At 72.0% G+C, this 25,367-nt stretch carries 25 protein-coding genes; 13 read left to right on the top strand and 12 right to left on the bottom strand.

Going from position 1 to position 25,367, the window contains the following annotated elements; genetic code table 11:
• Nucleotides 1-29: 29 nt before the first annotated feature.
• On the top strand, nt 30-3,083 hold the full coding sequence (locus tag ACFHWE_RS07980; RefSeq protein ID WP_416599976.1) for a bifunctional [glutamine synthetase] adenylyltransferase/[glutamine synthetase]-adenylyl-L-tyrosine phosphorylase: 3,054 nt from the start codon (nt 30-32) through the stop codon (nt 3,081-3,083).
• Between the two features lie 110 nt (nt 3,084-3,193).
• Here ACFHWE_RS07980 and ACFHWE_RS07975 read toward each other — a convergent pair whose 3' ends face one another.
• The 4 genes from ACFHWE_RS07975 to ACFHWE_RS07960 all read right to left on the bottom strand — a co-directional run bounded on the left by ACFHWE_RS07975 (nt 3,194) and on the right by ACFHWE_RS07960 (nt 7,431).
• Nucleotides 3,194-5,326 (bottom strand): carbohydrate-binding module family 20 domain-containing protein, encoded by a 2,133-nt coding sequence (locus ACFHWE_RS07975; RefSeq protein WP_416599975.1) that lies wholly within the window; start codon nt 5,324-5,326, stop codon nt 3,194-3,196.
• A gap of 388 nt (nt 5,327-5,714) precedes the next feature.
• Nucleotides 5,715-6,053, bottom strand: coding sequence for a hypothetical protein (locus ACFHWE_RS07970; protein ID WP_416599974.1), 339 nt, complete (start codon nt 6,051-6,053; stop codon nt 5,715-5,717).
• Between the two features lie 78 nt (nt 6,054-6,131).
• Nucleotides 6,132-6,737 carry a hypothetical protein gene (locus tag ACFHWE_RS07965; RefSeq protein ID WP_416599973.1) on the bottom strand — a complete coding sequence of 202 codons (606 nt, stop codon included), beginning with the start codon at nt 6,735-6,737 and terminating at the stop codon, nt 6,132-6,134.
• 115 nt (nt 6,738-6,852) lie between these two features.
• Nucleotides 6,853-7,431, bottom strand: coding sequence for a TetR/AcrR family transcriptional regulator (locus tag ACFHWE_RS07960; protein WP_416599972.1), 579 nt, complete (start codon nt 7,429-7,431; stop codon nt 6,853-6,855).
• 101 nt (nt 7,432-7,532) lie between these two features.
• Between ACFHWE_RS07960 and ACFHWE_RS07955 the strand changes: the two genes are divergently transcribed.
• A complete protein-coding gene (locus ACFHWE_RS07955) occupies nt 7,533-8,117 on the top strand; it encodes a dihydrofolate reductase family protein (protein ID WP_416599971.1) in 585 nt (194 codons plus the stop codon).
• 36 nt (nt 8,118-8,153) lie between these two features.
• Here ACFHWE_RS07955 and ACFHWE_RS07950 read toward each other — a convergent pair whose 3' ends face one another.
• Nucleotides 8,154-9,938 (bottom strand): NAD+ synthase, encoded by a 1,785-nt coding sequence (locus ACFHWE_RS07950; protein WP_416599970.1) that lies wholly within the window; start codon nt 9,936-9,938, stop codon nt 8,154-8,156.
• A gap of 218 nt (nt 9,939-10,156) precedes the next feature.
• On the opposite strand from ACFHWE_RS07950, the gene ACFHWE_RS07945 reads away from it, so the two are divergent.
• The 4 genes from ACFHWE_RS07945 to ACFHWE_RS07930 all read left to right on the top strand — a co-directional run bounded on the left by ACFHWE_RS07945 (nt 10,157) and on the right by ACFHWE_RS07930 (nt 14,311).
• A complete protein-coding gene (locus tag ACFHWE_RS07945; RefSeq protein WP_416599969.1) occupies nt 10,157-11,518 on the top strand; it encodes a glutamine synthetase family protein in 1,362 nt (453 codons plus the stop codon).
• A 166-nt stretch (nt 11,519-11,684) separates the two neighbouring features.
• A complete protein-coding gene (locus ACFHWE_RS07940; RefSeq protein WP_416600058.1) occupies nt 11,685-11,936 on the top strand; it encodes a metal-sensitive transcriptional regulator in 252 nt (83 codons plus the stop codon).
• A 317-nt stretch (nt 11,937-12,253) separates the two neighbouring features.
• Nucleotides 12,254-13,108, top strand: coding sequence for a 3-methyl-2-oxobutanoate hydroxymethyltransferase (gene panB / locus ACFHWE_RS07935; RefSeq protein ID WP_416599968.1), 855 nt, complete (start codon nt 12,254-12,256; stop codon nt 13,106-13,108).
• Between the two features lie 162 nt (nt 13,109-13,270).
• Nucleotides 13,271-14,311 carry an LLM class F420-dependent oxidoreductase gene (locus tag ACFHWE_RS07930; RefSeq protein WP_416599967.1) on the top strand — a complete coding sequence of 347 codons (1,041 nt, stop codon included), beginning with the start codon at nt 13,271-13,273 and terminating at the stop codon, nt 14,309-14,311.
• A gap of 42 nt (nt 14,312-14,353) precedes the next feature.
• Here the strand turns inward: ACFHWE_RS07930 and npdG are convergent, their stop codons facing one another.
• Nucleotides 14,354-15,049 (bottom strand): NADPH-dependent F420 reductase, encoded by a 696-nt coding sequence (gene npdG, locus ACFHWE_RS07925; protein ID WP_416599966.1) that lies wholly within the window; start codon nt 15,047-15,049, stop codon nt 14,354-14,356.
• A gap of 66 nt (nt 15,050-15,115) precedes the next feature.
• Complete coding sequence (locus tag ACFHWE_RS07920) at nt 15,116-15,298, bottom strand: hypothetical protein (protein WP_416600080.1); 183 nt, start codon at nt 15,296-15,298, stop codon at nt 15,116-15,118.
• A gap of 123 nt (nt 15,299-15,421) precedes the next feature.
• On the opposite strand from ACFHWE_RS07920, the gene map reads away from it, so the two are divergent.
• The 4 genes from map (at nt 15,422) to ACFHWE_RS07900 (ending at nt 18,667) form a co-directional block, all read left to right on the top strand.
• Complete coding sequence (gene map, locus ACFHWE_RS07915) at nt 15,422-16,273, top strand: type I methionyl aminopeptidase (RefSeq protein WP_416599965.1); 852 nt, start codon at nt 15,422-15,424, stop codon at nt 16,271-16,273.
• A gap of 230 nt (nt 16,274-16,503) precedes the next feature.
• Nucleotides 16,504-16,788, top strand: a complete 285-nt coding sequence (locus ACFHWE_RS07910) for a hypothetical protein (RefSeq protein WP_416599964.1) — start codon at nt 16,504-16,506, stop codon at nt 16,786-16,788.
• A 330-nt stretch (nt 16,789-17,118) separates the two neighbouring features.
• Nucleotides 17,119-17,370 carry a hypothetical protein gene (locus ACFHWE_RS07905; RefSeq protein WP_416599963.1) on the top strand — a complete coding sequence of 84 codons (252 nt, stop codon included), beginning with the start codon at nt 17,119-17,121 and terminating at the stop codon, nt 17,368-17,370.
• 307 nt (nt 17,371-17,677) lie between these two features.
• A complete protein-coding gene (locus tag ACFHWE_RS07900) occupies nt 17,678-18,667 on the top strand; it encodes a S66 peptidase family protein (RefSeq protein WP_416599962.1) in 990 nt (329 codons plus the stop codon).
• Between the two features lie 37 nt (nt 18,668-18,704).
• On the opposite strand, the gene ACFHWE_RS07895 is transcribed toward ACFHWE_RS07900, so the two are convergent.
• Together ACFHWE_RS07895 and ACFHWE_RS07890 are read right to left on the bottom strand one after the other, a co-directional pair.
• Entirely contained in the window at nt 18,705-19,100 is a 396-nt protein-coding gene (locus ACFHWE_RS07895; protein ID WP_416599961.1) for a type II toxin-antitoxin system VapC family toxin, read from the bottom strand.
• Nucleotides 19,100-19,372: a hypothetical protein gene (locus ACFHWE_RS07890; protein ID WP_416599960.1), complete on the bottom strand. Its 273-nt coding sequence runs from the start codon at nt 19,370-19,372 to the stop codon at nt 19,100-19,102. Before ACFHWE_RS07890 ends, ACFHWE_RS07895 begins: the two co-directional genes overlap by 1 nt.
• Nucleotides 19,373-19,533: 161 nt before the next feature.
• Between ACFHWE_RS07890 and ACFHWE_RS07885 the strand changes: the two genes are divergently transcribed.
• Nucleotides 19,534-21,504 carry an acyl-CoA dehydrogenase gene (locus ACFHWE_RS07885; protein WP_416599959.1) on the top strand — a complete coding sequence of 657 codons (1,971 nt, stop codon included), beginning with the start codon at nt 19,534-19,536 and terminating at the stop codon, nt 21,502-21,504.
• A gap of 108 nt (nt 21,505-21,612) precedes the next feature.
• Here the strand turns inward: ACFHWE_RS07885 and ACFHWE_RS07880 are convergent, their stop codons facing one another.
• Nucleotides 21,613-22,167, bottom strand: a complete 555-nt coding sequence (locus tag ACFHWE_RS07880; RefSeq protein ID WP_416599958.1) for a hypothetical protein — start codon at nt 22,165-22,167, stop codon at nt 21,613-21,615.
• A gap of 219 nt (nt 22,168-22,386) precedes the next feature.
• Here ACFHWE_RS07880 and ACFHWE_RS07875 point away from each other — a divergent pair, with 219 nt between their 5' ends.
• Nucleotides 22,387-22,854 carry a hypothetical protein gene (locus ACFHWE_RS07875; RefSeq protein ID WP_416599957.1) on the top strand — a complete coding sequence of 156 codons (468 nt, stop codon included), beginning with the start codon at nt 22,387-22,389 and terminating at the stop codon, nt 22,852-22,854.
• A 201-nt stretch (nt 22,855-23,055) separates the two neighbouring features.
• Here the strand turns inward: ACFHWE_RS07875 and ACFHWE_RS07870 are convergent, their stop codons facing one another.
• Together ACFHWE_RS07870 and ACFHWE_RS07865 are read right to left on the bottom strand one after the other, a co-directional pair.
• Nucleotides 23,056-23,658 carry a TetR/AcrR family transcriptional regulator gene (locus tag ACFHWE_RS07870; protein ID WP_416599956.1) on the bottom strand — a complete coding sequence of 201 codons (603 nt, stop codon included), beginning with the start codon at nt 23,656-23,658 and terminating at the stop codon, nt 23,056-23,058.
• A 392-nt stretch (nt 23,659-24,050) separates the two neighbouring features.
• Complete coding sequence (locus tag ACFHWE_RS07865) at nt 24,051-24,815, bottom strand: MBL fold metallo-hydrolase (protein WP_416599955.1); 765 nt, start codon at nt 24,813-24,815, stop codon at nt 24,051-24,053.
• A 222-nt stretch (nt 24,816-25,037) separates the two neighbouring features.
• On the opposite strand from ACFHWE_RS07865, the gene ACFHWE_RS07860 reads away from it, so the two are divergent.
• On the top strand, nt 25,038-25,313 hold the full coding sequence (locus ACFHWE_RS07860; RefSeq protein WP_416599954.1) for a type II toxin-antitoxin system Phd/YefM family antitoxin: 276 nt from the start codon (nt 25,038-25,040) through the stop codon (nt 25,311-25,313).
• Nucleotides 25,314-25,367 lie beyond the last annotated feature (54 nt).

Raw genomic sequence — 25,367 nt, 5'->3', positions numbered from 1 at the left:
GAAACGTGGCAAGGGACGGTAGGAGCACCATGACGGCAGGCACACTCGCCAGGCGCGGCTTCAGTGACAGCAACCGGGCACTGCGACTGTTGGCGGAGGCCGGTCTGGACTCCCAGGCCGACACCGACGTCATCTCCGCACTGGCCGAGGCCCCCGACCCCGACCAGGCCCTGCTCGGGCTGATCCGGGTCCTGGAGGCCGGCGGAGACGCCGGGGAGGTGCTCGCCGCACTGCGCGAGGACGCCGACCTGCGCACCCGGCTGTGCGCCGTGCTGGGCACCAGCACGGCGCTGACCGACCACCTGGTGCGCCACCCCGGCGACTGGCGGGAGCTGCGCGGGGCCGACGCCGCCCGCACGCCCACCCCGGAGGAGCTGCGGCGCGGCCTGCTGCACACCGTGGGCGCGGACCCGGACGCGGCGGCACCCGTCGCGGCCGTGTTCGACGGGCAGTCCCTGGACGGGCTCAAGCACGCCCTGCGCGTGGCCTACCGCAGGCGGGTGCTGCGGTTGGCGGGGAGGGACCTGTCGGGTCTGAGCCCGGTCGAGGAGGTCGCCGCCGAACTGGCCGCGCTGGCCGCGTCGACACTGGACGCCGCGCTGGCCGTAGCCCGCGCCGAGCACCCCGGTGACGCCGCGCGGTGCCGCCTGGCGGTGATCGGCATGGGCAAGTGCGGCGGACGCGAACTGAACTACGTCAGCGACGTGGACGTGGTGTTCGTGGCCGAGCCCGCCCCCGTCCCCGAGGACGGGGAGCCCGTGGAGGAGCAGACGGCGATGCGCGCCGCGACCAGGCTGGCCACCGCCATGATGCGCATCCCCTCCGAGACCGACGCCGAGGGCGTGCTGTGGGAGGTGGACCCGGCGCTGCGGCCGGAGGGCAAGAACGGGCCACTGGTGCGGCCGCTGTCGAGCCACGTCACCTACTACGAGCGCTGGGCCAAGACCTGGGAGTTCCAGGCGCTGCTCAAGGCCCGGCCGATCGCCGGGGACGCCGACCTCGGCGCCGCCTACCACAAGGCCATCTCCCCCATGGTGTGGGAGGCGGCGGGCCGCACGGACTTCGTCGAGGACGTGCAGGCGATGCGCCGCCGCGTGGTGGCGCACATCCCCGCGGGCCAGGCCGAGCGCGAACTGAAGCTGGGGCCGGGCGGGCTGCGCGACATCGAGTTCTCCGTCCAACTGCTCCAGTTGGTGCACGGGCGTACGGACGAGCGGCTGCGCTCGGGCAACACCCTGGAGGCCCTGGCGGCGCTCTCGGAACACGGGTACGTGGGCCGGCGCGACGCCGCGGGGCTGGCCGAGGCCTACCGGTTCCTGCGCCGGACCGAGCACCTGCTGCAACTGGAGAAGCTGCGGCGCACCCACCTGATGCCCGACCCGAGAAGCCCCGACGGCCCCGACCACCTGCGGCGGCTGGGCCGGGCACTCGGGTTCACGGCGGACCCGGTGCGGGAGTTCACCGAGGCGCGCAAGAAGGTCTCGGCCGAGGTGCGGCGCCTGCACGAGAAGCTCTTCTACCGGCCGCTGCTCAACGCCGTGGCCCGCCTGCCGGAGGAGGAGGTGCGGCTCACGCCCGACCAGGCGGAGGTGCGGCTGTCTGCGCTGGGCTTCGCCGACCCCTCAGGGGCGCTGCGGCACCTGAGGTCGCTGACCTCGGGGGTGTCCCGGCGGGCGGCGATCCAGCGGACGCTGCTGCCGGTGATGCTCGGCTGGTTCTCCGACTCCCCCGACCCCGACGCGGGCCTGCTCGGGTTCCGCCAGGTGAGCGACGCCCTGGGGACGACCCCCTGGTACCTGCGCCTGCTGCGCGACGACGTGCGGGTGGCCGAGCGGATGGCCTGGCTGCTGGGCACCAGCCGCTACGTCACCGAACTACTCGTACGGGCCCCCGACTCCGTCGCGACGCTGGCCGACGACGCCGACCTGGTGCGCCGCAGACCGGAGGTCCTCGCAGCGGAGGCCGACGCCGCGCTGCGCCGCTATGAGCGGGCCGAGGAGTCGGTGGCGGCGCTGCGGGCGCTGCGCCGCCGCGAACTGCTTCGGACGGCCGCCGCCGACCTGCTGGAGGTGTCGTCGGTCCAGGACGTGGGCACGGCTCTGACCGACATCGCGGCGGTGACCATCGACGCGGCGCTGAAGGCGGCCATCGGCAGAGGCGTGGCCGAGACCGGCGGCGAGCGGCTCACGCGGATGTGCGTGGTGGCGATGGGCCGGTTCGGCGGCGGCGAGCTGACCTACGCCAGCGACGCCGACGTGATGTACGTGCACGATCCGCTGCCCGGGGTGGACACCGGCGCCGCCACCCGCCAGGCCCTGGCGATCGTACGGGAGCTGGCGCGCCTGCTGGAGATGCCCGCGGCGGAGCCGCCGCTGAAGGTCGACACCGACCTGCGTCCGGAGGGCAAGAGCGGTCCGGTGGTCCGCACCCTGGACTCCTACGCCGCCTACTACGGCCGGTGGTCGCAGGTGTGGGAGAGCCAGGCGCTGCTGCGGGCCAAGACGATCGCGGGCGACGCGGACCTGTGCGCGTCGTTCACCGCGCTGATCGATCCGCTGCGCTACCCGGAGGGCGGGGTGGCGCCGTCGGCGGTGCTGGAGATCCGCAAGCTGAAGGCGCGGATGGAGGCCGAGCGGCTGCCCCGGGGAGCGGACCCGACCCTGCACACGAAGCTGGGCCGGGGCGGGCTTTCGGACGTGGAGTGGGTGGCGCAGCTCATCCAGTTGCGCCACGCCCACGAGTACCCGGACCTGCGGACGACGGGGACGCTGGAAGCCTTGGACGCGGCCGTGGCGCACGGGTTCCTGGCGGCCGACGACGGTGCCGTGCTGGACCAGGCGTGGCGGCTGGCCTCCCGGGTGCGCGGGACGGTGATGCTGGTGCGCGGGCGCGGCGGTGACTCGCTGCCCTCGGACCTGCGGGTGCGGGCGGCCCTGGCTGAGGCGATGGGGTACCGGGCCGGTGAGGGCTCCGGGGAGGCCGAGGAGGTGTCGACGGGTACCGCCGAGCAGTTGACGGAGGACTACCTGCGGACCACGCGGCGGGCCCGTGCCGTCATGGAGCGCGTCTTCTACGACGACTGAGAGACGTGGGGCACCCCCGCGCGAAAGGAGTGTGCGCGGGGGTGCCCCGACCGGGGGGAGTGGTCCCGGTCCGTCACCGGCGGCCGTGGCGGGGACGCCCGCCGGGGCGGTCAGCGCCAGTGCCCGGTGAAGACCCGTGTGCAGCCGCCTCCGCTGTCGTCACCGGTGGCGACGCGGTTGTCTCCGGACTCCCACTCGACGTTGCCGGCGCCGTCGATCTTCACGTACTTGTACTCGAACCCGGTACCGGTCGGTAGCGCGGTGGAGCCGCCCCACCGCGGGTAGTCCGCCTCGTTGGTGCCCAGCGGCAGGCCGTCGGCCGGGTTCCAGGAGCCGAGTCCGGGGATCGACCCGACGACGTACACCTCCTGGCCGTAGTAGGTCTCGGCCCGGACGTCGAACTCGGCGGTGACCGTGGTGCAGGCGGGGCCACCGCCGGTCGATCCCCAGGTCACCGTCGCGGAGGGGGGACCGGTGCGGTTGCCGCCCTCCTCCCAGACGGCGTTCCCGGAGGCATCGAGCTTGACCAGCTTCCACTCGGCTCCGGCGTCGATCGCGGGCGAGCCGGTCCACACGGGGTAGGTGTCCTCGTCGGTGGTGAGCCGCACCCCCTCCCCGGGGTTCCAGGAGCCGAGTCCGGGGGTGGAGCCGACGACGTACACCTCCTGGCCGGGGTCGGTGTGGACGGTCGCGGAGAGGGTGCCGGTCTCGCCGCCGCACTCCTCGGGGTCGTCGCACTCGCCGCCGATGTGCAGCGCGACGGCTCCGTTAGCGGGGACCGCGACAGTGACCTGTCCGCCGGAGACGGTGAACGCGCCGTCGCCGGCCGCGTTCTCGTAGGTGCCGTCGGGCAGGCCTGTGCCGGTGGTCAGGTTCCAGGTGCCGCCTCCGGCGTTGAAGGCGGCGAACCCGCGCGATCCGCGGTCGAAGGCCAGGCGGGAGCTGCCGTCGGTGGCGCGTTCGACGACGGCGGTGTCGCCCGTGGCGTTGCGGAAGGCGGCCATGCCGGCGACGGCGGGGTGGCGGTGCTCGCAGATCCAGGCGGCGCTGGCGCAGTCGGTGTCCTCGGTGATCCAGCCCGCCGGGTTGCCTGCGACCTCGCCGACGCTGGGCGGCCCCTGGGCCTCGTTGTGCCCGAACTCGTAGCTCGACATCACCTTCGGTTGCCCGTAGGGGTGGGCGAGCATGAAGGCGGTGGCCAGGTAGTAGCGGTCGCCGTCCTTGTGGGTGAGTGCGGGGGCCGAGCGCTGGGTGTCGTGGTTGTCGATGAACACCGTGGCCTGGTCGTCGGAGAGTCCGCCGTAGTCGGGCAGGCCCGCCAGCCCGGAGATGGTGCCGTCGGCGAACTTCGAGGCGATGTCGCGCTGGTAGTCGAAGTTGGTGACGCGGCCGCCGTCGAAGGTGTACTGGGTGTAGGGGATGGTGGCGTCGCCGTAGACCTCGTAGTAGACGTCCGGGCTCCCCCCGAAACCGGGCACGTCGCCCAGGCCGCCGAAGATGTCCTGGACGTGGGCCTCGGGGACGTGTTTGGCGGCGTCCACGCGGAAGCCCGCCACTCCCATGTCCACCAGGCCGTCGAGGTAGCGGCTGATCCGCTCACGGACCAGGGGGTCGGCCGTGTCGAGGTCGGACAGCTCCAGCAGGCGGCAGTTCTGCACCTGCCACTTGTCGTTCCAGTCGGAGATGGTCTCGTAGCAGGGTTCGAAGTCGGCGTAGCCGTAGGAGGCCGAACCGTCGCCGAAGAGGTCGGGGTAGTTGTGGTACTCCCATGCGGTGCCGGCGCTTCCGGTGCCGGAACCGGGGCCGGTCATGTGGTTGATGACCGCGTCGACGTAGACCTTGACCCCGTTGTCGCGGCAGGTGTCGACCATCGTCTGGAACTCCGCAGCGGTGCCCCGCCGGGTGTTGTCGATGCGGTAGGAGACCGGCTGGTAGTCCTGCCACCAGGGGTATTGGGCGCCTTCCGCCGAGGGGATGACCACGTGCTCCTGGGGCGGGGAGACCTGGACGCCGCCGAAGCCGTTCGGGCCGAGGAAGTCGGCGCACTCGGCGGCGACGGAGTCCCAGGTCCATTCGAAGAGGTGGACGATCGTCTCACCGTTGTGGTCGGCCTGGGCGGCCGGAGCCTGCGGGGGCTGCTGGGGCGTCTGCTGGGGGGCCGCCGAGGCGGGTGCCGCCGCCAGCGCGGCGCCGAGGGCGAGGGCCGCCAGGGCCCCGCCCGTCCTGTGTCGTCTTGGGCTCATACACGCTCCTTGGGGGGTTCGCGGCGGGCCGTTCCACCGCAACGTCACACTCTTGCATTCTATGCAAGAACTTGCGTGACAGTGATGAACCTAACAGAGAAGCGGTCCCCTGTGAACGGGGCCTCTCATGCGCACCCAGACCCTCGCCCTCCGCGATCGAATCCGTGCCGAAGTGCGAAAACACGGGAATCCTCTTCTCCGACCACCCATGGAGCACACAGCACGGACCCCCCTGACCTGCGGAAAGGGGTTAGCAAAACCTTGCAAGAATTCAGAAACACCGCGCTGAGGAGTCATGGTGCACAGGAAAAAGCCGGTGGCGGCGGGGTGGCCCCCGCCGCCACCGGCGACTGCGCGGATCGGTCGGCCGCAGCCGGCACGGGCCGTCCTACCAGAACACCGCCACGGCGATGTTGACGATGGCGAGGGCACCGGCGACGGTGGCCAGACGGGTGGAGGGCTTGCGCAGGTTGAGCACGCCCAGGACCACCACGGCCAGGGCGACCGTGAGCTTGACGGCGACCTTGGCGTGGTCGAGTTCGCCGATGTCGGCCATCTCGGCCACGCCGACGAGGGCGAGGCCGGTGACGAGCTGGAGGAGAGAGCTGTGCAGCAGGACCTTCGGCGACTTCTCGTTGCCGGAGATCACCTGCATGAGGAAGCCCGCGACGATGCCGGCCAGGCCGATCATGTGCAGGAAGACGAGCGCGGAGTAGAAGATGTCCATGGCGCCAGACTACTACGGCGCGTAGTACTCACCCGCGTTGATACGACACACTGACGTAACGATGCCCGGACCACCCGTTCAGCCCTGGTTCGGGGAGAACCGGCGCCACAGCAGCAGGGCCAGGACCAGGGTGAGGGCCACCGCGGCGGCCTGGAGCGTCTCGCTCTGCGCGACGAAGGCGCGGACCCTGGACAGCACTGCGGACTCGGCCACCGTGACCGCGTCACCGGCGCAGACCACCGGCTCGGCGCCGCGGCCGTAGCGCAGGCAGGCGGTGGTCTCCAGGCGCTCGCCGTCGCGCGCCCCCTCCGGCACCCGCGTGCGCAGAGTGAACACCGACTCACCGCCCTCGGGAACGTCCACCCCCCAGGAGACCACAGTGCCCTCCCGCTCGCCGTCGCCGCCGACCCCGGTCACCTCAAGTCCCTCCGGCAGGTGCTGGACGAGCACCGCCCCCCGCAGGGACGCACCGTGGGTGTTGGCGACACTGGCACGGAAGACCACCTCCTCCCCCGGCCGCGGTCTCCTCTCATCGGCGGACAGCCGCAAGCTGACGAACGCCGAGCGGTCCAGGCCCGCCCGCGCGGCGGCGCCCGTCACCCCGTCGGCCGACACCGGAGCCCCGGCCCCGGCCGCGACCATCGCCCCGGCCACTGCGACGGCGACCCTGCTCCACCAGCCCATGCCATTCCCCCCATCGCTACCCCTGGTCACAACAAGACAACTACGGGCAATGGCCGGGGGCGAGGGGACACGCCCCGGCGGCGGTTCGTCACCGAACCGAGTCCCGAGGCCGACGTCAGTCCTCGGGGGCGATCCGCTCCACTGCTGCGGCGACCAGGTCATCCACCGAGCCCTCGGGCTCCAGGACCCCGGGGAGCGTGAGGTGCTCGGTGACCAGCCAGTTGAGAGCGAGGTAGAGCAGGACCACCGTCCTGCGCCCCCCGGGCATGCCGGCACGGGCGTGGAATGCGATGTTGGCGTCCAGGTCCTCGCGGACACGGGAGGTGAGCCCCTCCCGCAGACCGGGGCGGCGCACGGCCTCCAGTTGCAGCTCCAGCAGGGCGAGGTGGACCTCGGGCGCCCGCAGCATCCGGTGCACCACGCCCCGCATGAGCTCGGTGAGCCGGGCACGGTCACGGGTGCCCTGGAGCGCCCCCTCCCATTCGGCCGGGGCGGGCATGAAGCGCTCGTAGGCGCGGACGGCGACTTCGTCCAGCAGCCCGTCCCTGTTCGCGAAGTAGTTGGAGGCCGTGCCCGTGGGCACACCCGCGCGGGCATCGACCGCGCGGAAGGTGAGCCCGCGCGCCCCCTCATCGGCGAGCACGCCAAGGGCCGCGTCCAACAGTGCGGCGCGCCGCTCAGGGTTCCTGGCCATGGACCTCTCCGTCCCCTCGAACCGCGTTGACTCAACCACTACAAGCGAAGTACTTTACGTTAACCACTTCAATCGTAGTGGTATTTGGTTCGAGGAGGACCATGCGCACACTCACCTACGTCGTCGGCGTCACCCTGGACGGTTTCGTCTGCGGCCCCGACGGCTCCTTCGGCTTCTTCCCACTCGCCGGGGACACCGCGAAGCACCTCCTGAGCGAACTCCCGGAGCTCGTACCCACCCACGCCCGGGGCCATCTGGGGCTGGCCCCCGACACCCCCAACAGGCGCTACGGCACCCTGGTCCAGGGCAGGGGCAGTTACGAGGTCGGACTGAGAGAGGGCGTCACCAGCCCCTACGCCCACATGGAGCAGTACGTCTTCTCCACGACGCTGGCAACGGACACCGATCCGGCGGTGACCGTCACCGGGGCCGACCCCGTCGAGACGGTCCGCGGGCTCAAACGCGAGGAGGACGGCCTGGACCTCTGCCTGATCGGCGGCCCGACCCTGGCCGGGGCACTGCTCCCGGAGATCGACGGGATCCTGCTCAAGCGCTACCCGGTCCTCGCCGGGGCCGGGCGTCCGCTCTTCGACGCCGAGTTCGACCCGACCGCCTTCACGCGCGTGGAGACCACCGCCTTCGACAGCGGGGCGGACTTCACCCTCTTCCGGCGCGCGGCCGCGTGAGGGGCGCGCCCTGCGGCGCGCCCGCTCCGGCACCGGTCACACGGTCCAGCGGTTGGTGATGGGCAGGCGGCGGTCCCGGCTGAGGTTGCGGGAGCTGATCTTGGTGCCGGGCGCGCTCTGGCGGCGCTTGTACTCGGCCCGGTCCACCAGCCTGATGACGCGGCGGACCAGATCGCGGTCGAACCCGGCGAAGACCAGTTCGGCCTCGCCCTTGTCGGTGCCCACGTAGGCGTCCAGGACCGCGTCGAGCACCTCGTAGTCGGGCAGCGAGTCGCTGTCGAGCTGGTCGGGGCGCAGTTCGGCGCTGGGCGGCTTGCTGATCGAGTTCTCCGGGATCGGCGGCACCTGGCCGCGGCGCTCGGCCTCGGAATTGCGCCAGCGTGCCAGGTCCCACACCAGGGTCTTCCAGCAGTCCTTGATGGGCGCGAACCCGCCCACGGAGTCGCCGTAGAGGGTGGAGTAGCCGGTGGCCGACTCACTCTTGTTGCTGGTGGCCAGGACCAGGTGGCCCTCCTGGTTGGAGACGGCCATCAGCAGGGTGCCGCGCACGCGGGCCTGGAGGTTCTCCGCGGCCAGGCCGCTCAGAGGGGTGTCGGCCGACGCCGACGCCCGCTCGAAGGCGGTCACCATCGGCGCTATGGCCACCGTGCGCGCGGCGAAACCCTGGCGCTTGGCGAGGTCCTCGGCGTCGGTGACCGAGTGCCCGCTGGAGTACTCGCTGGGCAGGAGCAGTCCGTGCACCCGGTCGGCGCCCACCGCGTCCACGGCGATCGTGGCGACCAACGCGGAGTCGATGCCGCCGGAGACGGCGACGAGCACGGACGCGAAGCCGTTCTTGACCACGTAGTCGCGCAGACCCACCACCAGTGCCTGGTACACCTCACCGGTGTCGGAGAGCGGGTCGGGGCGGGGCGTCACCGTGTTGCGCCGGGGCTCGTAGGGCGCCACCGGGGTGTCGGAGAGGGTGTGGCGGACGATGCGCAGCCCGTCGGCCCCGTCCGGGGCGGCGGCCGGACCGGGGTCGTGCGCCTCGGGCAGGTCGAGGTCTGCCACCAGGAGGTGCTCGTCGAACTGGGGGGCGCGGGCCACGAGCTCGCCCTCGGCGTCCACCACCAGCGAGTCGCCCTCGAAGACCAGGTCGTCCTGGCCACCGACCATGTTCACGTAGGCCAGGGCGGCACCGATCTCCCGGGCGCGGCGCTGGCACAGGTCCAGGCGCACGTCGTCCTTGTGGCGCTCGTAGGGGGAGCCGTTGAGGGAGAGGACGAGCCCGGCCCCGGCGACACGGGCCGCGGTGGCGGGCCCGCCCTCCTGCCACAGGTCCTCGCACACGACCAGGGCGACGTCCACGCCGTGGACGCGCACGACGGGCAGGGTGTCCCCGGGGACGAAGTTGCGGAACTCGTCGAAGACCCCGTAGTTGGGCAGGTGGTGCTTGGCCGAGGTGAGCACCACCCGGCCGCGGTGCAGGACGGCGACGGAGTTCTGGGGCGCCCCCGCGGGCTGTCCGCTGTGCCCCCCGGCGCCGGAGCGTCCCTCCCGGCGCGAGAGGAAGCCCACCACGACCGGGGTCTCCCCCAGGCCCGCGCTCTCCAGGTCGGCCGCGAGTTCGCGCGTGGCGCGCACCGAGGCAGACACGAAGGAGTTGCGCAGCGCGAGGTCCTCGACCGGGTAGCCGGTGACGACCATCTCGGGCATGACCACGAGGTGGGCGCCCTCCTCCGCGGCCCGGCGCGCGGACTCCACAACGAGGCGCCGGTTCCCGGCGAGGTCGCCGACCGTGGGATTGACCTGGGCGAGTGCGATTCTCAACTGTGCCACGCCTTCGAGGGTAGCGTTCCCGCCCTCCGGGGCCGGGGGCGCCTCCCCCGGCCCCCACCAGCGGTGACGCCGTTGTGGTGCGCGCCTCCGGGGCCGGGTGTGCGCGGAAACACTCCGGAAATATGCGCGCGGCACACTGGGTCTGGGACACTGTGCCCGACGCGGCTCCGCACGGGGCAGACCGGGATCGGACACGACCGCATCGAGGAAGGTTGAACGTGAATCGACAGCAGGAATTCGTGCTCCGCACGCTGGAGGAGCGCGACATCCGGTTCGTGAGGCTGTGGTTCACCGACGTGCTCGGGTACCTCAAGTCCGTGGCCGTGGCCCCGGCCGAGCTGGAGGCGGCCTTCAGCGAGGGCATCGGGTTCGACGGTTCGGCGATCGAGGGCTTCGCCCGGGTCTACGAGGCGGACATGCTGGTCCAGCCGGACCCGTCCACCTTCCAGGTGCTGCCCTGGCGCAACGAGCCGCACGGCACCGCGCGCATGTACTGCGACATCCTGATGCCGGACGGCTCCCCGTCGCCGGCCGACCCGCGGCACGTGCTCAAGCGCCAGCTCAGCAAGGCCTCCGACCTCGGTTTCACCTTCTACACGCACCCCGAGATCGAGTTCTACCTGCTGAAGAAGTTCCCCGAGCACGGGGAGTTCCCCGAGCCCAACGACTCGGGCGGCTACTTCGACCACACTCCGCACAACAGCGCGCACGACTTCCGGCGCAGCGCCATCAACATGCTGGAGTCCATGGGCATCTCCGTGGAGTTCAGCCACCACGAGGGCGGCCCGGGCCAGCAGGAGATCGACCTGCGCTACGCGGACGCGCTCACCACCGCCGACAACGTCATGACCTTCCGGCTCGTGATGAAGGAGGTGGCGATGGAGCAGGGCGTGTACGCCACGTTCATGCCCAAGCCCTTCACGGAGTACCCGGGTTCGGGCATGCACACGCACCTGTCGCTGTTCGAGGGCGACCGCAACGCCTTCTACGAGCCGGGCGCGGAGTTCCAGCTCTCGAAGGTGGGGCGCGGGTTCATCGCGGGGCTGCTGCGGCACGCCGACGAGATCACCGCCGTCACCAACCAGTGGGTGAACTCCTACAAGCGGCTGTGGGACGACCCTGCCGCCTCCGCCGGGGCGGGCGGCGAGGCCCCCGCCTACATCTGCTGGGGCCACAACAACCGGTCGGCGCTGGTGCGGGTACCGATGTACAAGCCGGGCAAGTCCAACTCCAGCCGGATCGAGATCCGCTCGATGGACACCGCCTGCAACCCCTACCTGGCCTACGCGGTGATCCTGGGCGCGGGCCTGAAGGGCATCGAGGAGGGCTACGAGCTGCCCCCGGGCGCCGAGGACGACGTGTGGGCGCTCACCGACGCCGAGCGCCGCGCACTGGGGATCAGGCCGCTGCCGCAGAGCCTGGACGAGGCGCTGCGGATCATGGAGAACAGCGAGCTGGTCGCCGAGACCCTCGGCGAGCACGTGTTCGACTTCTTCCTGCGCAACAAGAAGGCGGAGTGGAACTCCTACCGCCGCCAGGTGACGCCCTACGAGCTGGCGCGGTACCTGCCCACGCTCTGACCCACCGGTTCCGGTGCCCGGGGCCCGGCGGTCGCGCGACCGCCGGGCCCCGCCGCGTTCGCGGGACGGACCGGAGGGTAGTCCCCTCCCACCGAGAGCGGAATAGGTACGGGCGGGGGTATGTTGGGGACGAGCGAGGTGATGCGAAGTGGAACTCAAGCCGGAGATGATCGGCGACGCCCTCACACGGCTGCGCCGCGCCCAGGGCCAGTTGTCCGGGGTGATCTCGATGATCGAGGAGGGCGAGGACTGCGCCGACGTGCTGCAACAGCTCGCCGCCGTGTCCAAGGCCCTGGACCGGGCCGGTTTCAAGATCGTGGCCACCGGCATGCGCCACTGCGACGCGGCCCGCCAGCGCGGTGAGGAGCCGCCCATGACCGAGAAGGAACTGGAGCGGCTGTTCCTGGCCCTGGCCTGACCCCCGCCGCCTGCGTCATACTCTCCTCCGCCGCCACCGCCGCTGAAGCACATCCTGCCGCCGATGTTCGCCCCAGGGAGAACCTGGGGCCCGAGGTTCGCCTTGAGACGAACCTCGGGCCCCATCCACTCCCGCGCACCGGGGAATGCCGCACGGCCGGAAAACGGTTGTATCCCAAGGAATGCGGCATCGGACCGGCATGCGATGATGCTGACACCCGGCCCGTCCGGGCCCCTCGCGCCAGAGGCGCGAGACCCCATTCGTCCACACGTCCGGAGACACCCCAGGTGCTTCGAGACAGACGGAGGAAGACACACATGACCACCTCAGCCCAGAACTCCTCCGACGGGAAGACCCTGTACGGCGGAGTCACCAGCCGCCGCGTCACCGTCCGCGACTTGGCGCGCGCCAAGAAGCGCGGCGAGCGCTGGCCGATGCTGACCGCCTACGACGCCCTGACCGCCCGCATCTTCGACGAGGCCGGGATCCCGGTCCTGCTGGTGGGCGACTCGGCCGCCAACGTCGTCTACGGCTACGACTCCACCGTCCCGGTCACGGTGGACGAGCTGGTCCCCCTCACCGCGGCCGTGTCCCGTTCCACCAAGCGCTCCCTCGTCGTGGCGGACCTGCCCTTCGGCTCCTACCAGGGCTCGCCCCAGCAGGCACTGGAGTCGGCGAGCCGCTTCATGAAGGAGGGCGGCGCCCAGGCCGTCAAGCTGGAGGGCGGCCACACGGTGGCCCCCCAGGTGGAGACGCTCGTGGCCGCGGGCGTCCCGGTGATGGGCCACCTGGGTCTGACGCCCCAGTCCGTCAACACCCTCGGCGGCTACCGGGTGCAGGGCCGGGGCGAGGCCGCCGCCCGGCTGCTGAACGACGCCAAGGAACTGGAGCGCGCGGGCGCCTTCTCCCTCGTGCTGGAGTGCGTACCCGTCGACCTGGCCACCCAGGTGACCGCCGAGCTGACCATCCCCACCATCGGTATCGGCGCGGGCCCCGCCACGGACGCCCAGGTGCTGGTGTGGCAGGACATGGCCGGGCTCAGCCCCAAGGTGGCCAAGTTCGTCAAGACCTACGCCGACCTGGCCGGGACCCTGCGCGAGGCCGCGGCCGGCTTCGCCGACGAGGTCGTGGGCGGCACCTTCCCCGAGGAGCGCCACTCCTACGCGAGCTGACGGACGCCGTCGCCGCCGGCCGGGCACGGTCCCGGCCGGCGGCCGCGCGTCCGGGCCCGCGCCTCGCCCGGGTGTGGCCCACCCGACAAACCGAACAGAACTCGGTAGTACAGTCGCTGCGTACTCATCGCCGAAGCGGGCCGGAGCCCGCCGGGAGGACACATGCGCATCTCGATGCCGCTCCAGTACGCGGGCGACCCCAAGGCCGCCGTGGACCAGGTGGTCGAGCTGGAGAAGGCCGGTCTGGACACCGTGTGGGTGGCCGAGGTCTACGGGTTCGACAGCCCGACCCTGATGGGCTACATCGCCGCGCGCACCGAGACGGTGGAGATCGGCTCGGCCATCCTGCCGCTGTACAGCCGCACCCCGGCCCTGATGGCGATGACCGCGGCCGGACTGGACGACCTGTCCGGCGGCCGCGCCATCCTCGGCATGGGGGCCAGCGGCCCGCAGGTCATCGAGGGGTGGCACGGCGTCCCCTACACGAAGCCGCTGACGCGCACCCGCGAGACGATCGAGATCTGCCGCAAGATCTGGCGGCGCGAGGAGCGCCTCACCCACGACGGCAAGGCCTTCCAACTGCCCCTGCCCCCGGACCGGGGCACCGGCCTGGGCAAGCCGCTGAAGCTCATCAACCACCCGCACCGCGCGGACATCCCCATCTACGTCGCCGCGCTCGGTGAGAAGAACGTCGCGATGACCGCACAGATCGCCGACGGGTGGCTGCCGCACCTGTTCGTCCCGGAGAAGGCCGACCTGGTGTGGGGCGACTCCCTGGCCGCTGGGAAGGCCGAGCGAGACCCGGCCCTGGGCGAACTGGAGATCGCCGCCGGGGGCCTGCTCGCCATCGGCGAGGGCGAGCAGACCAAGAGGCTCCTGGACTTCGTGCGGCCGATGATCGCACTGTACGTGGGCGGCATGGGAGCCAAGGGCAAGAACTTCTACAACTCCGTCGCCCGCCGCTACGGCTACGAGGAGGCCGCGGAGAAGATCCAGGACCTGTACCTGGACGGGCGCAAGGAGGAGGCGGCCGCGGCCGTTCCCGAGGAGTTCGTGGAGCTGACCAACATGGTCGGCCCCGAGAGCTACGTGCGCGAGCGCGTGGAGGCCTTCCGTGCGGCGGGCGTCACCCGGCTCAACGTCACCCCCCTGGGCGGCGACCCGGTGGCCCTGGTGGAGAAGGTCAAGGGCTGGCTGTCCTGACCCGGGGCGGGGCCGCGGAGGCGCTCCGCGGCCCCGCCGCCGTCAGAGCCCGGTGACGCGCAGCGCGGCGTGCGTCTTGTAGCGGCGGTTGACCGCGATGAGGTTGGCGGTGAGCGCCTCGACCTGGTGGGCGTTGCGCAGCCTGCCGCCGAAGACCCCCCGGGCTCCGGGGACTCGGTCGGCCAGGGCGCGCACCACGTCGGTGGCGGCCCGGTCCTCGCCCAGGACGAGGACGTCGAGGTCGACCTCCTCGACCTCGGGGTCGAGCAACACCGTCGCGGACACGTGGTGGAAGGCGGCGGTGACGCGGCTCTCCGGCAGTACCTCCGCGGCCTGCTGGGCGGCGCTGCCCTCGGCGACGGGCAGCGCGTAGGGACCGCGCTTGTCGAACCCGAGCGGGTTGACGCAGTCCACGACGATCTTGCCCGCCAGGGGCTCGGCCAGGGAGACGAGCAGGTCGCGGTGGCCCTCCCAGGGCACGGCGACGATGACGATGTCGCCCTCGGCTGCGGCGGCCGCGTTGTCCGTGCCCCGGACGTCGATCTCCGTCCGCTCGGCGGCGACCAGGTCGGCGGCGGCCATCTCGGCGCGCTCGGCCTTGCGGGAGCCGATCACGACGGGGTTGCCCGCCAGGGCGAACCGGCGGGCCAGCCCGCGCCCCTGGTCGCCCGTGCCCCCGAGGACGGCGATGGTGGCGCCCGCGATGTCGACGCCCTCCGGCGTGGTGGTGTCAGTCATGCACCGAATCCTGCCAGAGCGCCCCGGGCCGGGCCGACGGGCCGCCCCGGTGCGTCGGGGCGGGCCTCAGCGGCCCCCCTCGTCCTCGGCGTCCCAGTCCTCGTTGCGCTCGGCAGCGATCGACAGTGCGCGCGCGGCCGTGGCCTCGTCCCCATAGGGGCCCATCCGCTGCTTGTTCGGACAGCCCGCGCCGTGTTCGACCCGCATGTGCTTCAGGCAGTACCACCAGTCGCCGTGAACGTCGTTCACCGTCGCCCGCCTCTCCCGTGTCCGTCAGCGGTCGTGGGAACCGTACCCGCCTCCGGGCTCCCCTCACCACCGACTCTCCGGTTGAACATGGGGGGCGCGGGAGACGAACTAGAATGTGTACCCATGACTACTCCGCTGGTTCCTGGGCGCATCTCGCCACAACGTTCGGTCCCCCCGCACATCGTCCGGCCGGAGTACGTCGGCCGCAAGCACCCGGTGGAGGGGGTTCTCGGGGACGTGCAGACGCCCGAGACGATCGAGCGGATGCGCGAGGCGGGGCGGATCGCCGCCCAGGCGCTCCAGGAGGTCGGCAAGCACGTGGAGCCGGGGGTGACCACGGACGAACTGGACCGGGTCGGCCACGAGTTCCTGCTGGACCACGGCGCCTACCCGAGCCCGCTCGGCTACAAGGGCTTCCCCAAGTCGCTGTGCTCGTCGCTCAACGAGGTGATCTGCCACGGCATCCCGGACGACACCGTGGTCTCCGACGGCGACATCGTCAACATCGACATCACCGCCTACAAGGACGGTGTGCACGGTGACACCAACGCCACGTTCCTGGCCGGGGACGTGGCCGAGGAGCACCGCCTGCTGGTGGAGCGGACCCGCGAGGCGACCATGCGCGCGATCAAGGCGTGCCGCCCGGGCCGGCGGATCAACATCATCGGCCGGGTCATCGAGTCCTACGCCAAGCGCTTCGGCTACGGGGTGGTCCGCGACTTCACCGGCCACGGCGTGGGTCCCGAGTTCCACTCGGGACTGGTGATCCCGCACTACGACGACCCGCGCGCGGACACCGTCATGGTGCCGGGGATGACCTTCACGATCGAACCGATGATCACGCTCGGCGGGGTCGACTACGACATGTGGGACGACGGCTGGACGGCCGTGACGGCCGACCGCTCGTGGACCGCCCAGTTCGAGCACACGCTCGTGGTCACCGACTCCGGCGCGGAGATCCTCACCCTGCCCTGACCCCTTCGGCCGTACCGTCGGCCCCGGGTGCCCGCCGCGCGTCCGGGGCCTTCACCGTGCCCTCCACCAGGCGGCACCACCAAAGCCCATACACATCCCATTTCGTCAATCTGGTTACAAAGCGCACATAATCGGACACGATTCGCGCATGCTCTTAGACGTGCCGCCCGAACGGGCGGGAAGCCGACCGGCAGCACCACACGCCGGCCGACACACGAGGAGAAATCCGTATGAGCATGAAGACCGTCTCGCGAGTCCTGGTCACCGCCGTCGCGGCCCCGATGCTGGCCTTCGGCCTGCCCAGCGCCGCCTTCGCGGACAGCTTCTTCGAGGCCAACGCCACGTGGGCGGGCCCGAAGGGCGCCGGCTCCCAGAGCGTCTGCAGCGCCGCCACCGACCACGGCCACCACCACGGCCTCCTCGGCTACGGCGGCGGCTACGGCAAGAAGGGCTGCGGCGACCACCACAAGCGCCCCTGGGCTCCCGGAAGCGTGACGAACGGGCTGTTCGACTAACGGGGCAGCGGGGCGCGCAGAGCGCCCGGAGCCGTGAACCGAGCGCCGGGGGGCGATCCGCCCCCCGGCGCTCCGGCGTTCTCCTCCCGAGAACGCACCACCCCCGCCCGACATGGGGCACTTCACACCCCCACACCGGACTTATCCGCACTCACTTCGTCAAGTCGGTTACAAACAGTGAATAGATGACTACTTTCTGCGCATAACCTTCGACGTGACGCTCGAACGAGCAACACCAGACCGGATGCGGGAACCGGCTGTCGGACGGGAGCACAGGGCACCCGTCGGGCCGGATCACGAACCGCCGGTCGCACACAGGGAGGAGTTCCCATGACGATGAAGACCGTCTCGCGAGTCCTGGTCACCGCCGTCGCGGCCCCGATGCTGGCCCTCGGCCTGCCCGCCGCCGCCTTCGCGGACAGCCTCTACAAGGCCAACGCCACCTTCGCCGGCCCGTACGGCGCCGGCTCGCAGAGCATCTGCAGCTTCGCGGGCGACAACCACGGCTTCGGCCACGGCTTCGGCCACGGCTTCAGCAAGAAGGGCTGCGGCGACCACCACAAGCGTCCCTGGATCCGCTAGCCGACCGGCGTCCCGGAACCCCGAGAACCGGGACCGCCACCCGGGGTCGGCGAGCGGTCGACCGCTCCGCCCCCGACACAGCGCCCCCCGCGTCCGACACCCGGACGCGGGGGGCGCCCACGTGTGCGCGCACCGCCGCTTCGAGAGCTAGAGTCACGCTGTGCGCACCCTCACCTCCCGCGATACGGGGGAACACCCGCGGCGGGCCCCTCCCCGGCGCGCCCGGTCGACGCAACCGCGATGGTTCGACGACCGTCGAACCGAGGGAGAACACCGACGAAGGGGACGGTGACGGGTGGGGGACACGATGATCGAGACGCGCACGGACGGCCTGGCCGCGGCGGGGGCCGCCGCGTACACCCGCGGCGTACGGCCCCTGGTCCGGCCACCGCGGCTGCGGGCGGGCGACCGGGTCCGTTTGGTCGCGCCGTGCAGCCCGGTCCCCGCCCCCCGGCTGAGGGCCGCCTCCGAGGTCCTGGAGGCCTGGGGGCTGCGCGTGGAACTGGCACCACACGTGCGCGCACGGCACCCGCGCCTGCCCTACCTCGCGGGCGAGGACGCCACCCGGGCCGCCGACCTCCAGCAGGCATGGTGCGACCCCGGCGTCGCGGCGGTGTTCTGCGTACGCGGCGGCGACGGCGCGCACCGGACCCTGGAGCACCTGGACTTCGACGCGATGCGCGGCGCCCCGCCCAAGGCTCTGGTGGGGTTCAGCGACATCACCGCGCTGCACGAGGCGTTCGCGGTGGAACTGGGCGTGGCCACAGTGCACGGACCGGTGGTGGGGACCAAGTACTTCGTGGGCGACACCGTCGCCCAGCAGGCCCTGCGCACGGCCCTGTTCGAGCCCGAACACGGGACCGTGCTGACCTCGCCCGGAGCGCACGCCCTGGTACCGGGGCGCGCCCGAGGGGTGACGTTCGGCGGGAACCTGAGCCTGCTCAACGACGGCCTGGCCGCCCCGTACAGCAGGCTCTCGGCGCGCGGGGGGCTGCTCATCCTGGAGGACGTCGGGGAGGACGTGGCGCGTCTGGACCGCATGCTCACCCACCTGCTGCGCACGGGGTGGCTGGAGGGGGTCGCCGGGATCGTCCTGGGTACGTGGACCGACTGCCCACCCGGCCTGGGGGTGGTCGCCGACCTGATGCGCGACCGGCTGGCGCCGCTCGGCGTCCCGGTGCTGTGGGGGCTGGAGTTCGGACACTGCGCCGCCCAGCTCACGATCCCGCTGGGGGTGCCCGCCGTGCTCGACGCCGAGGGCGGGGTGCTGGAGCTGGCCGTGCCCGGCCTGGCGTGAGCCGCCCGTCCCGCCCGGGGGGCGACACCGGCCCCGCTCACAGCAGAGTCACCTGGCAGTACCCTTCCGCCGCCTTCGCCAGACGAGCGTCTCCTGTGAACAGCGGGCAGTCGAACATCCGGGCCGAAGCGGCATAGGCGGCATCGTATCCCGTGACACGGCCACGCAGTTCCCACATCAGAGGAAAAAGACGCCGCACACCGATCAACTCGATCTCCATGTGCTCCGCCAAGTCCTCCAGAATCCCGCGTGCGCGTCCCTCGGTGATCTTTCCACCCAAACAGAGCCCCCGGACCGTGGAGAAGACCTCCACCGGCATATGCTCGGGGGCCGCCCAGGCGTGCTCCCCGGAGAGGAGCTCCCGGGCCCGCTCGCCCTCGGTTCCATCGAACGCCAGGGCGTTCACAAGAGCACTCGCGTCAACGATGACCATCAATCGCCGTCCGATTCCTCATAGATTCCATACCGTTCCGTACGATCCCGGCGTCCAGCACGGATGATCTCGGCGGCCGATACCGCTTCGCCCCTGACGCCGTCGCCGCGCCCCGCGTACCTCCGCAGTACCTGTGCGTTGCGTGAACGCCGAGCCTCGGTCTCGATCAGGTCGAGCAGATATGCCTGGAGCGACTGCCCCCGACCCTTGGCCAGACGGGCCAACTCGTCTCTGGTCTCTTCCCTGACACCTCTGATCTGCAAAGCAATCATGCATGCATTATACATGCGATCACTATCGACGGACAACACGCGACCACCGGCCGGGACCTCTGCGGTGGGGACCGCCACAGGCGTGTTCCCGACATGCCCGACCCGGGAGTGGTAGTACGAAGGTGGCCGCGTTTTCTCACCGGACACCGCAGGGGGACGAGATGACCGAACAGACACTGCGCGTGAACGAGAACGAACTGCGCCAACTCCTGGACGGGCGCTGGGCGGGCGTGCGCCAACGCGCCCGCGACCTCCTGCGCGGCGAGCGGTTCGCGCCGGTGTCGGGACTGTCGGTGGAGGAGCACCGCGCCCGCGTCCTGGACCAGCTCAAGGCGCTGGCCGCCGAGGACATCTCCGGCTACGGCTTCCCCGAGTCGGTCGGCGGCACCGACGACGTGGGCGCCTCCGTGGCCGCCTTCGAGATGCTGGTGGCCGATATGTCGCTCATGGTGAAGGTGGGCGTGCAGTGGGGGCTGTTCGGCGGGGCGATCCGCGCCCTGGGTACCGAACGCCACCACGCCGAGTACCTGCCCGGTGTGATGAGCGTCGACCTGCCCGGCTGCTTCGCGATGACCGAGACCGGCCGCGGTTCGGACGTGCAGCGCCTGCGCACCACGGCCGAGTACGATCCCGCCACCGAGGAGTTCACCGTCCACACGCCCGACGAGTCGGCGCGCAAGGACTACATCGGCAACGCCGCCCGCGACGGCCGCGTGGCGGTGGTCTTCGCCCAGTTGCGCACCGGCGGCCGCGGGCACGGCGTACACGCCCTGCTGGTGCCGATCCGCGACGCGCAGGGCGCCCCGATGCCCGGCGTGCGCATCGAGGACTGCGGGGCCAAGGCCGGGCTCAACGGCGTCGACAACGGCCGCCTGTGGTTCGACCGGGTGCGGGTGCCGCGCGCCAACCTGCTCGACCGCTACGGCGCGGTGGCCGCCGACGGCACCTACTCCAGCCCCATCGACAACGAGAACCGCCGCTTCTTCACCATGCTCGGCACACTCGTCCGGGGCAGGATCAGCGTGGCCGGGGGCGCGGGCACGGCCGCCAAGGCCGCGCTGGCGATCGCGCTGCGCTACGCCGACACCCGGCGCCAGTTCACGCGGCCCGCCGCCGACGGCGAGCCCGAACGCGAGGTCCGCGTCCTGGACTACCTCGCCCACCAGCGCAGGCTCCTGCCCGCGCTGGCCCGCAGCTACGCCCTGCACTTCGCCCAGGAGGAGCTGGTCACCCGCCTACACGAGCTGTCCCGCGCACCCGAGCGCGACGAGCGGGCCCAACGCGAACTGGAGTCGCGCGCCGCCGGGCTCAAGGCGGTCGCCACGTGGCACGCCACCGCCACCATCCAGACCTGCCGCGAGGCGTGCGGCGGCGCCGGATACCTGGCGGAGAACCGCATCCCCCAACTCAAGGCCGACTCCGACATCTTCACCACGTTCGAGGGCGACAACACGGTCCTGCTCCAGCAGCTCACCAAAGGCCTGCTCACCGACTTCCAGGAGTCCTTCGGGGACCTGGACCAGTTGGAGCTGGCACGGTTCATGGCGGGCCGGGTGTTCGGGGCCGTCATCGAGCGCACGGCGGCCGCGCCGCTCATCGAGAGCCTGGTCTCGGCACGTCCGGGCCGGAGCACCGGAGAGGACCTGTACAACCGGGGCTGGCAACTGGAGCTGTTGGAGGACCGCGAGCGGCACGTCGTCGAGGGGCTGGCGCGCCGCCTGCGCCGGGCCCGCAAGGACGGCGGCGACGCGTTCGAGGTGTTCAACCGGGCCCAGGGCCACGTGCTCGCCGCGGGCAGGGCGCACATGGACCGGGTGGTGCTGGAGGCGTTCGTGGCGGGCATCGACCGCTGCGGCGACACCTCCACGGCCAAGCTGCTCAACCGGGTGTGCGACCTGTACGTGCTCTCGGTCGTGGAGGAGGAGCGCGCCTGGTTCCTGGAGCACGAGCGGCTCTCCGCCACCAGGGCCAAGGCGGTCACCGCGGCGGTCGACGACCTGTGCCGGGGGCTGCGGCCCTACGCGGTCACACTGGTGAACGCCTTCGGTCTGCGCGACGAGTGGCTGGGGGCACCGATCGCCCTGGGCGCCGAGCACGCCCGCCAGGGCGACGCTCCCCCGGCCAGGGGCTGACCGGGGAACCCCCGGGCCGGGGGCGTGTACTCAGGCCCGGGGCCGCACCGGCCACGGGCCTCCTGCGGGGCGGGTCCGGGTCCGACGCGCCCGGGCCGGAACCGCCGGTCAGGCTCCGGCGACCGCGCCGAGGGGGCCGCTGTCGCCGGGGGCGCTCTCACCGCGCAGGCGCGCGGGCTCCCACCACCACCAGTGCGAGTCCGGCACCCAGGCGGGCACGTCCCCGTCGGCACGGGTGTCGGCGGCGGCCTCGGCCAGCGCCTCGTCGATGCGCGGCAGCGCCTCCAGGTCGCCCGGCCGGAGGAAGACCTCCCAGTCGACGAACTCCTCGCCCAGCAGTTGCAGCATGGACCGCCGCCAGCAGGCCGGGCGGTAGCCCTCGTGGCGGCCGTGCTCGGCCGCGGTCTGGCTGCGCACCACGTACAGCCCGAGGCGGTCGGGGTTGCTGCCCGAGGCCAGGAGTCCGGCGAGCCGGTCGGCGAAGTCCCGGCCGGCCGGGGAGCGGCGTTCGGGGCGCGTGGTGGCCCGGTACAGGTCCAGCAGCGCGGCGAAGGCGTCGTCGATCAGGGCGTCGCGGTCCCGGCGCCGCTGCGCGCTCTCCTCGAAGGCTTCCAGTGCCCTCCCGGCGAGGCCGGGCAGGTCCCTGTCAGCGTCCGCCCGCATGGTCGCACCACCTGTCCCATCGACTCTCCGACCGATATCCGCGCCGGGCCGGGCCCGGCCCCTTCGATGATAGACACCGGCCCGGCGGCACAGGAATCGGACCGGTTCGGGGCCTCGGCCGCCGAACCGCTGCCCCTCTGACGGAGATGGCCGGAAGCGGCCACGGAGAGTGTGCCGGGGGCCTCTGGGAACGGCGGGTTCCCGCGATAGTTTGGCGCGGTGAACACCTCCCAAGATCAGAACACGACCGACGGCCCACGCCCCGGCGCGGAAGAGACCGATACCGAAAGCCCCGGTGCGGTCGAGGAGACCGACGCCGGTGCGGCCTTCCTCAGCGGCGCGCCCGCCCCGGCCGGAACCCCCGGGGTCCTCTCCGCTGAGACCCTCAGTGTGGCCGGACTGCTGTTCCTGGCCCCCGTCCTGCTCGGCGGCCGCGTCTTCCAACTGTTCGGCTGGTTCGTCCTCACCGACACCGGGGCCGAGCAGCCGGCCCTCATCAGCGCGGAGATCGCGGTCACGGGGGGGCTCGGCGCCCTGGCCGTACTGTCGGCTGCGGTTTCCCTGGTGCTCAGCGGCACCCGCACCCGCGCCTGGGCCCGCTGGGCAGCCGCCGCGACGGTCCTTGTGGGCCTGGTGGCACTGGTGGCCTCCCTCGTCACCTTCGTGAGCGTGCCGTCCGGGGCCTGACCTGCGGCGACACCTCCGCTCGACCCGGGGATGGACCCATCCGTGCCGGTGTCCCGCCCGCCCGGATGGGGCGGAGCCGGGAGGACCGAGCCGTGCCGGGACGTGCGGCGGAGCCGTGCGGCGACGAGCGCGAGCGGGGCGTACCGGAGGGCAGGACCGCCGCTCTGGGCCGAGGTGCCGCTCACACCGGTGCCACGGGTCCTACGCCGGGGGCGACGGTGACCGCCGCAGTCCCCGGAGGAGCAGCGCGATCAGGCGGCGCGGGTCGTAGCGGGGGTCGCCGCCGTGGCCGACACAGAGGTTGCCGATGCCGCGCATCAGTGCGTAGGCCTCCGTGCCGGGCCTGATCTCCCCGGATTCGACCGCGGCGTCGAGCAGCCGCGTGCAGACGGGTACCAGGCGGTCGAGGAAGTAGTCGTGCAGCGCGGCGAAGCCGCCGCTGTCCGATCGCAGCGCGTCGGCGAGCCCGTGCTTGGTGACCAGGAAGTCGACGAAGAGGTCGACCCACTGCCGCAGGGCCTCGAACGGCGAGTCGGCGTCGGTGAGCAGTCGCGGCCCTGCCTCGGCGCAGGCCTCGACCTGGTGCCGGTAAACCGCGACGACGAGGTCGGCCCGTGTCGGGAAGTGGCGGTAGACCGTCCCCATCCCGACTCCCGCCCTGGCCGCGATCTCCCGTATCGGCGCGTCGACGCCGGAGGTGACGAACACGGCGGCGGCGGCGTCGAGCAGCTTCGCCTGGTTGCGCCGCGCGTCGGCCCGCTTGCCCCGGGCCGACGCCTCCCCTGGCCGACTCGTACCGGTCACCGTGCGCTCCCTCCTTGAGTGGCTCCTCAGCGGAACACTACTCCGCCCAGAAACGGATCACTGTTCCGAATGACGGGCGTGACCAGGGTCCACTCTGCGCGGAGACGGGCCTGGCCGGGCCCCGGGTCAGGGGCGGGGCGCCGCTCGCCGCGACCGGCGGGAGCGGTACCGCCGGCACCGAGTCCGCGGCGGAGAACGGCCCGTTGCCTCCGGACCACGGACTCCTCCCGGACGAGGGCATCCGCGCCGGGGACAGGGACACCTCCACCCGCCTCACGGTCGGAGAACCGGAGCGGTGCACGGATCCGTACATCCCGGCCCCGGCGCCCGAGCCCCCGCTCACCCTGTTCGGCGACGGGCGCGGACTCGGCGGGGTGTCCGGGTACGGGCGGCTACCAGGCCCGGGAGGCCATGGCCCGCGCGGTGTCGACCGCCTCGGCGACGGGCATGCGCGTCAGCGGACCGTGTCCGGGCAGCAGGAGATCGGCGTCCAGGCCGGTGATGGCGTCCAGGGAGGCCAGCATGGCCTCGCGGTCGTGGTGGAAGATCGACGGCAGCGGCTGGGGCCCCTCCAGCCGGGAGATGGCGTGCCCGGTGACGAGTGTGTCCCCCGTGACCACCGCGCCCGCTTCGGGCAGGTGGTAACAACTGTGGCCGGAGGTGTGGCCGGGGGTGGACACCGGCACGGGCCTGCCAGGAAGGTCCAGCGGACCCTCCTCCCGGGGGAAGGGGAGGGCCTTCACCGGCTCCTTGCTGGTACCGCCCACCTTCAGGACGTGCAGGGTCCAGGAGAGCACACCCGGCCGCCACGCCTGGGACAGGATCGTGGCGGGGGTGACCTGCTGCACGTACTCACGGGCGGCGTGCGCCACCTCGCGCCCGTCCATGTACACGGGGGTGCCGTAGCGTTCGGTGAAGCGGGGCAGCGACCCGATGTGGTCGACGTGGGCGTGGGTGACCAGGATCCCCCGCACGTCCTCGGGCCGGTGCCCGATGTGGCGGATGGACCCCTCCAGCGCGTCGATGTCGCCGGGGTAGCCGCCGTCGATGAGGGTGAGGTCCTCTCCCTCCTCCAGGATCACCCAGTTCACGTGGGCACCGCCGACGAAATGGACACCCTCGGCGGCCTCGACCACCGCACCCGAACTCGCTGACACGACTCTCCCGCCTCCGAAACCGACAGTGTGAACGGGGCCACTCGACCCCGGCACAAACGTAGCAGTAACCCCGCATTTCGGCCCGTGGGGCGTCCCGCCCCACGGGCCGCCTCGGCCCGGTCGAACCGTGCGGCCTCGTCGGCGTGCGGGGTGAACAGCGGCTCGCCTGACAGTGATGGGGAGCAACCAAGGTGTGTACACGTCTTCCTGCACACTTATCGCATGGCCGACCACACCATGAGCATCCGCGACGCCCGCGCCCACCTCGCCGGACTCGTCTCCAGGGCCGAATCCGGAGACCCCACCGTCATCACCCGCAACGGTGCCCCCGCCGCAGCGGTCGTTCCCATGGAGGACTTCGAGGCCTTGGAGGAAGCACTGGACATGCGCCTGGCCCAGCAGGCCGACCTCGACGGCGGCGGCCAGGACGACGCGCCCGTCGGCATGGCCGAGATGGTCGCGGAGATCTTCGACGAGCGCAGGAGCAGTGCCACGTGAAATGGGAGTTCGGCTTTCGACGGGTGCGCAAGGCAGATCCGCGCGCTGCCGAAA

This window comes from Nocardiopsis sp. LOL_012 (assembly GCF_048060475.1).
Classification (GTDB): domain Bacteria; phylum Actinomycetota; class Actinomycetes; order Streptosporangiales; family Streptosporangiaceae; genus Nocardiopsis.
Note: the sequence above shows the minus strand (reverse complement) of the source record. Positions and strands in the feature narration are given on the sequence as shown.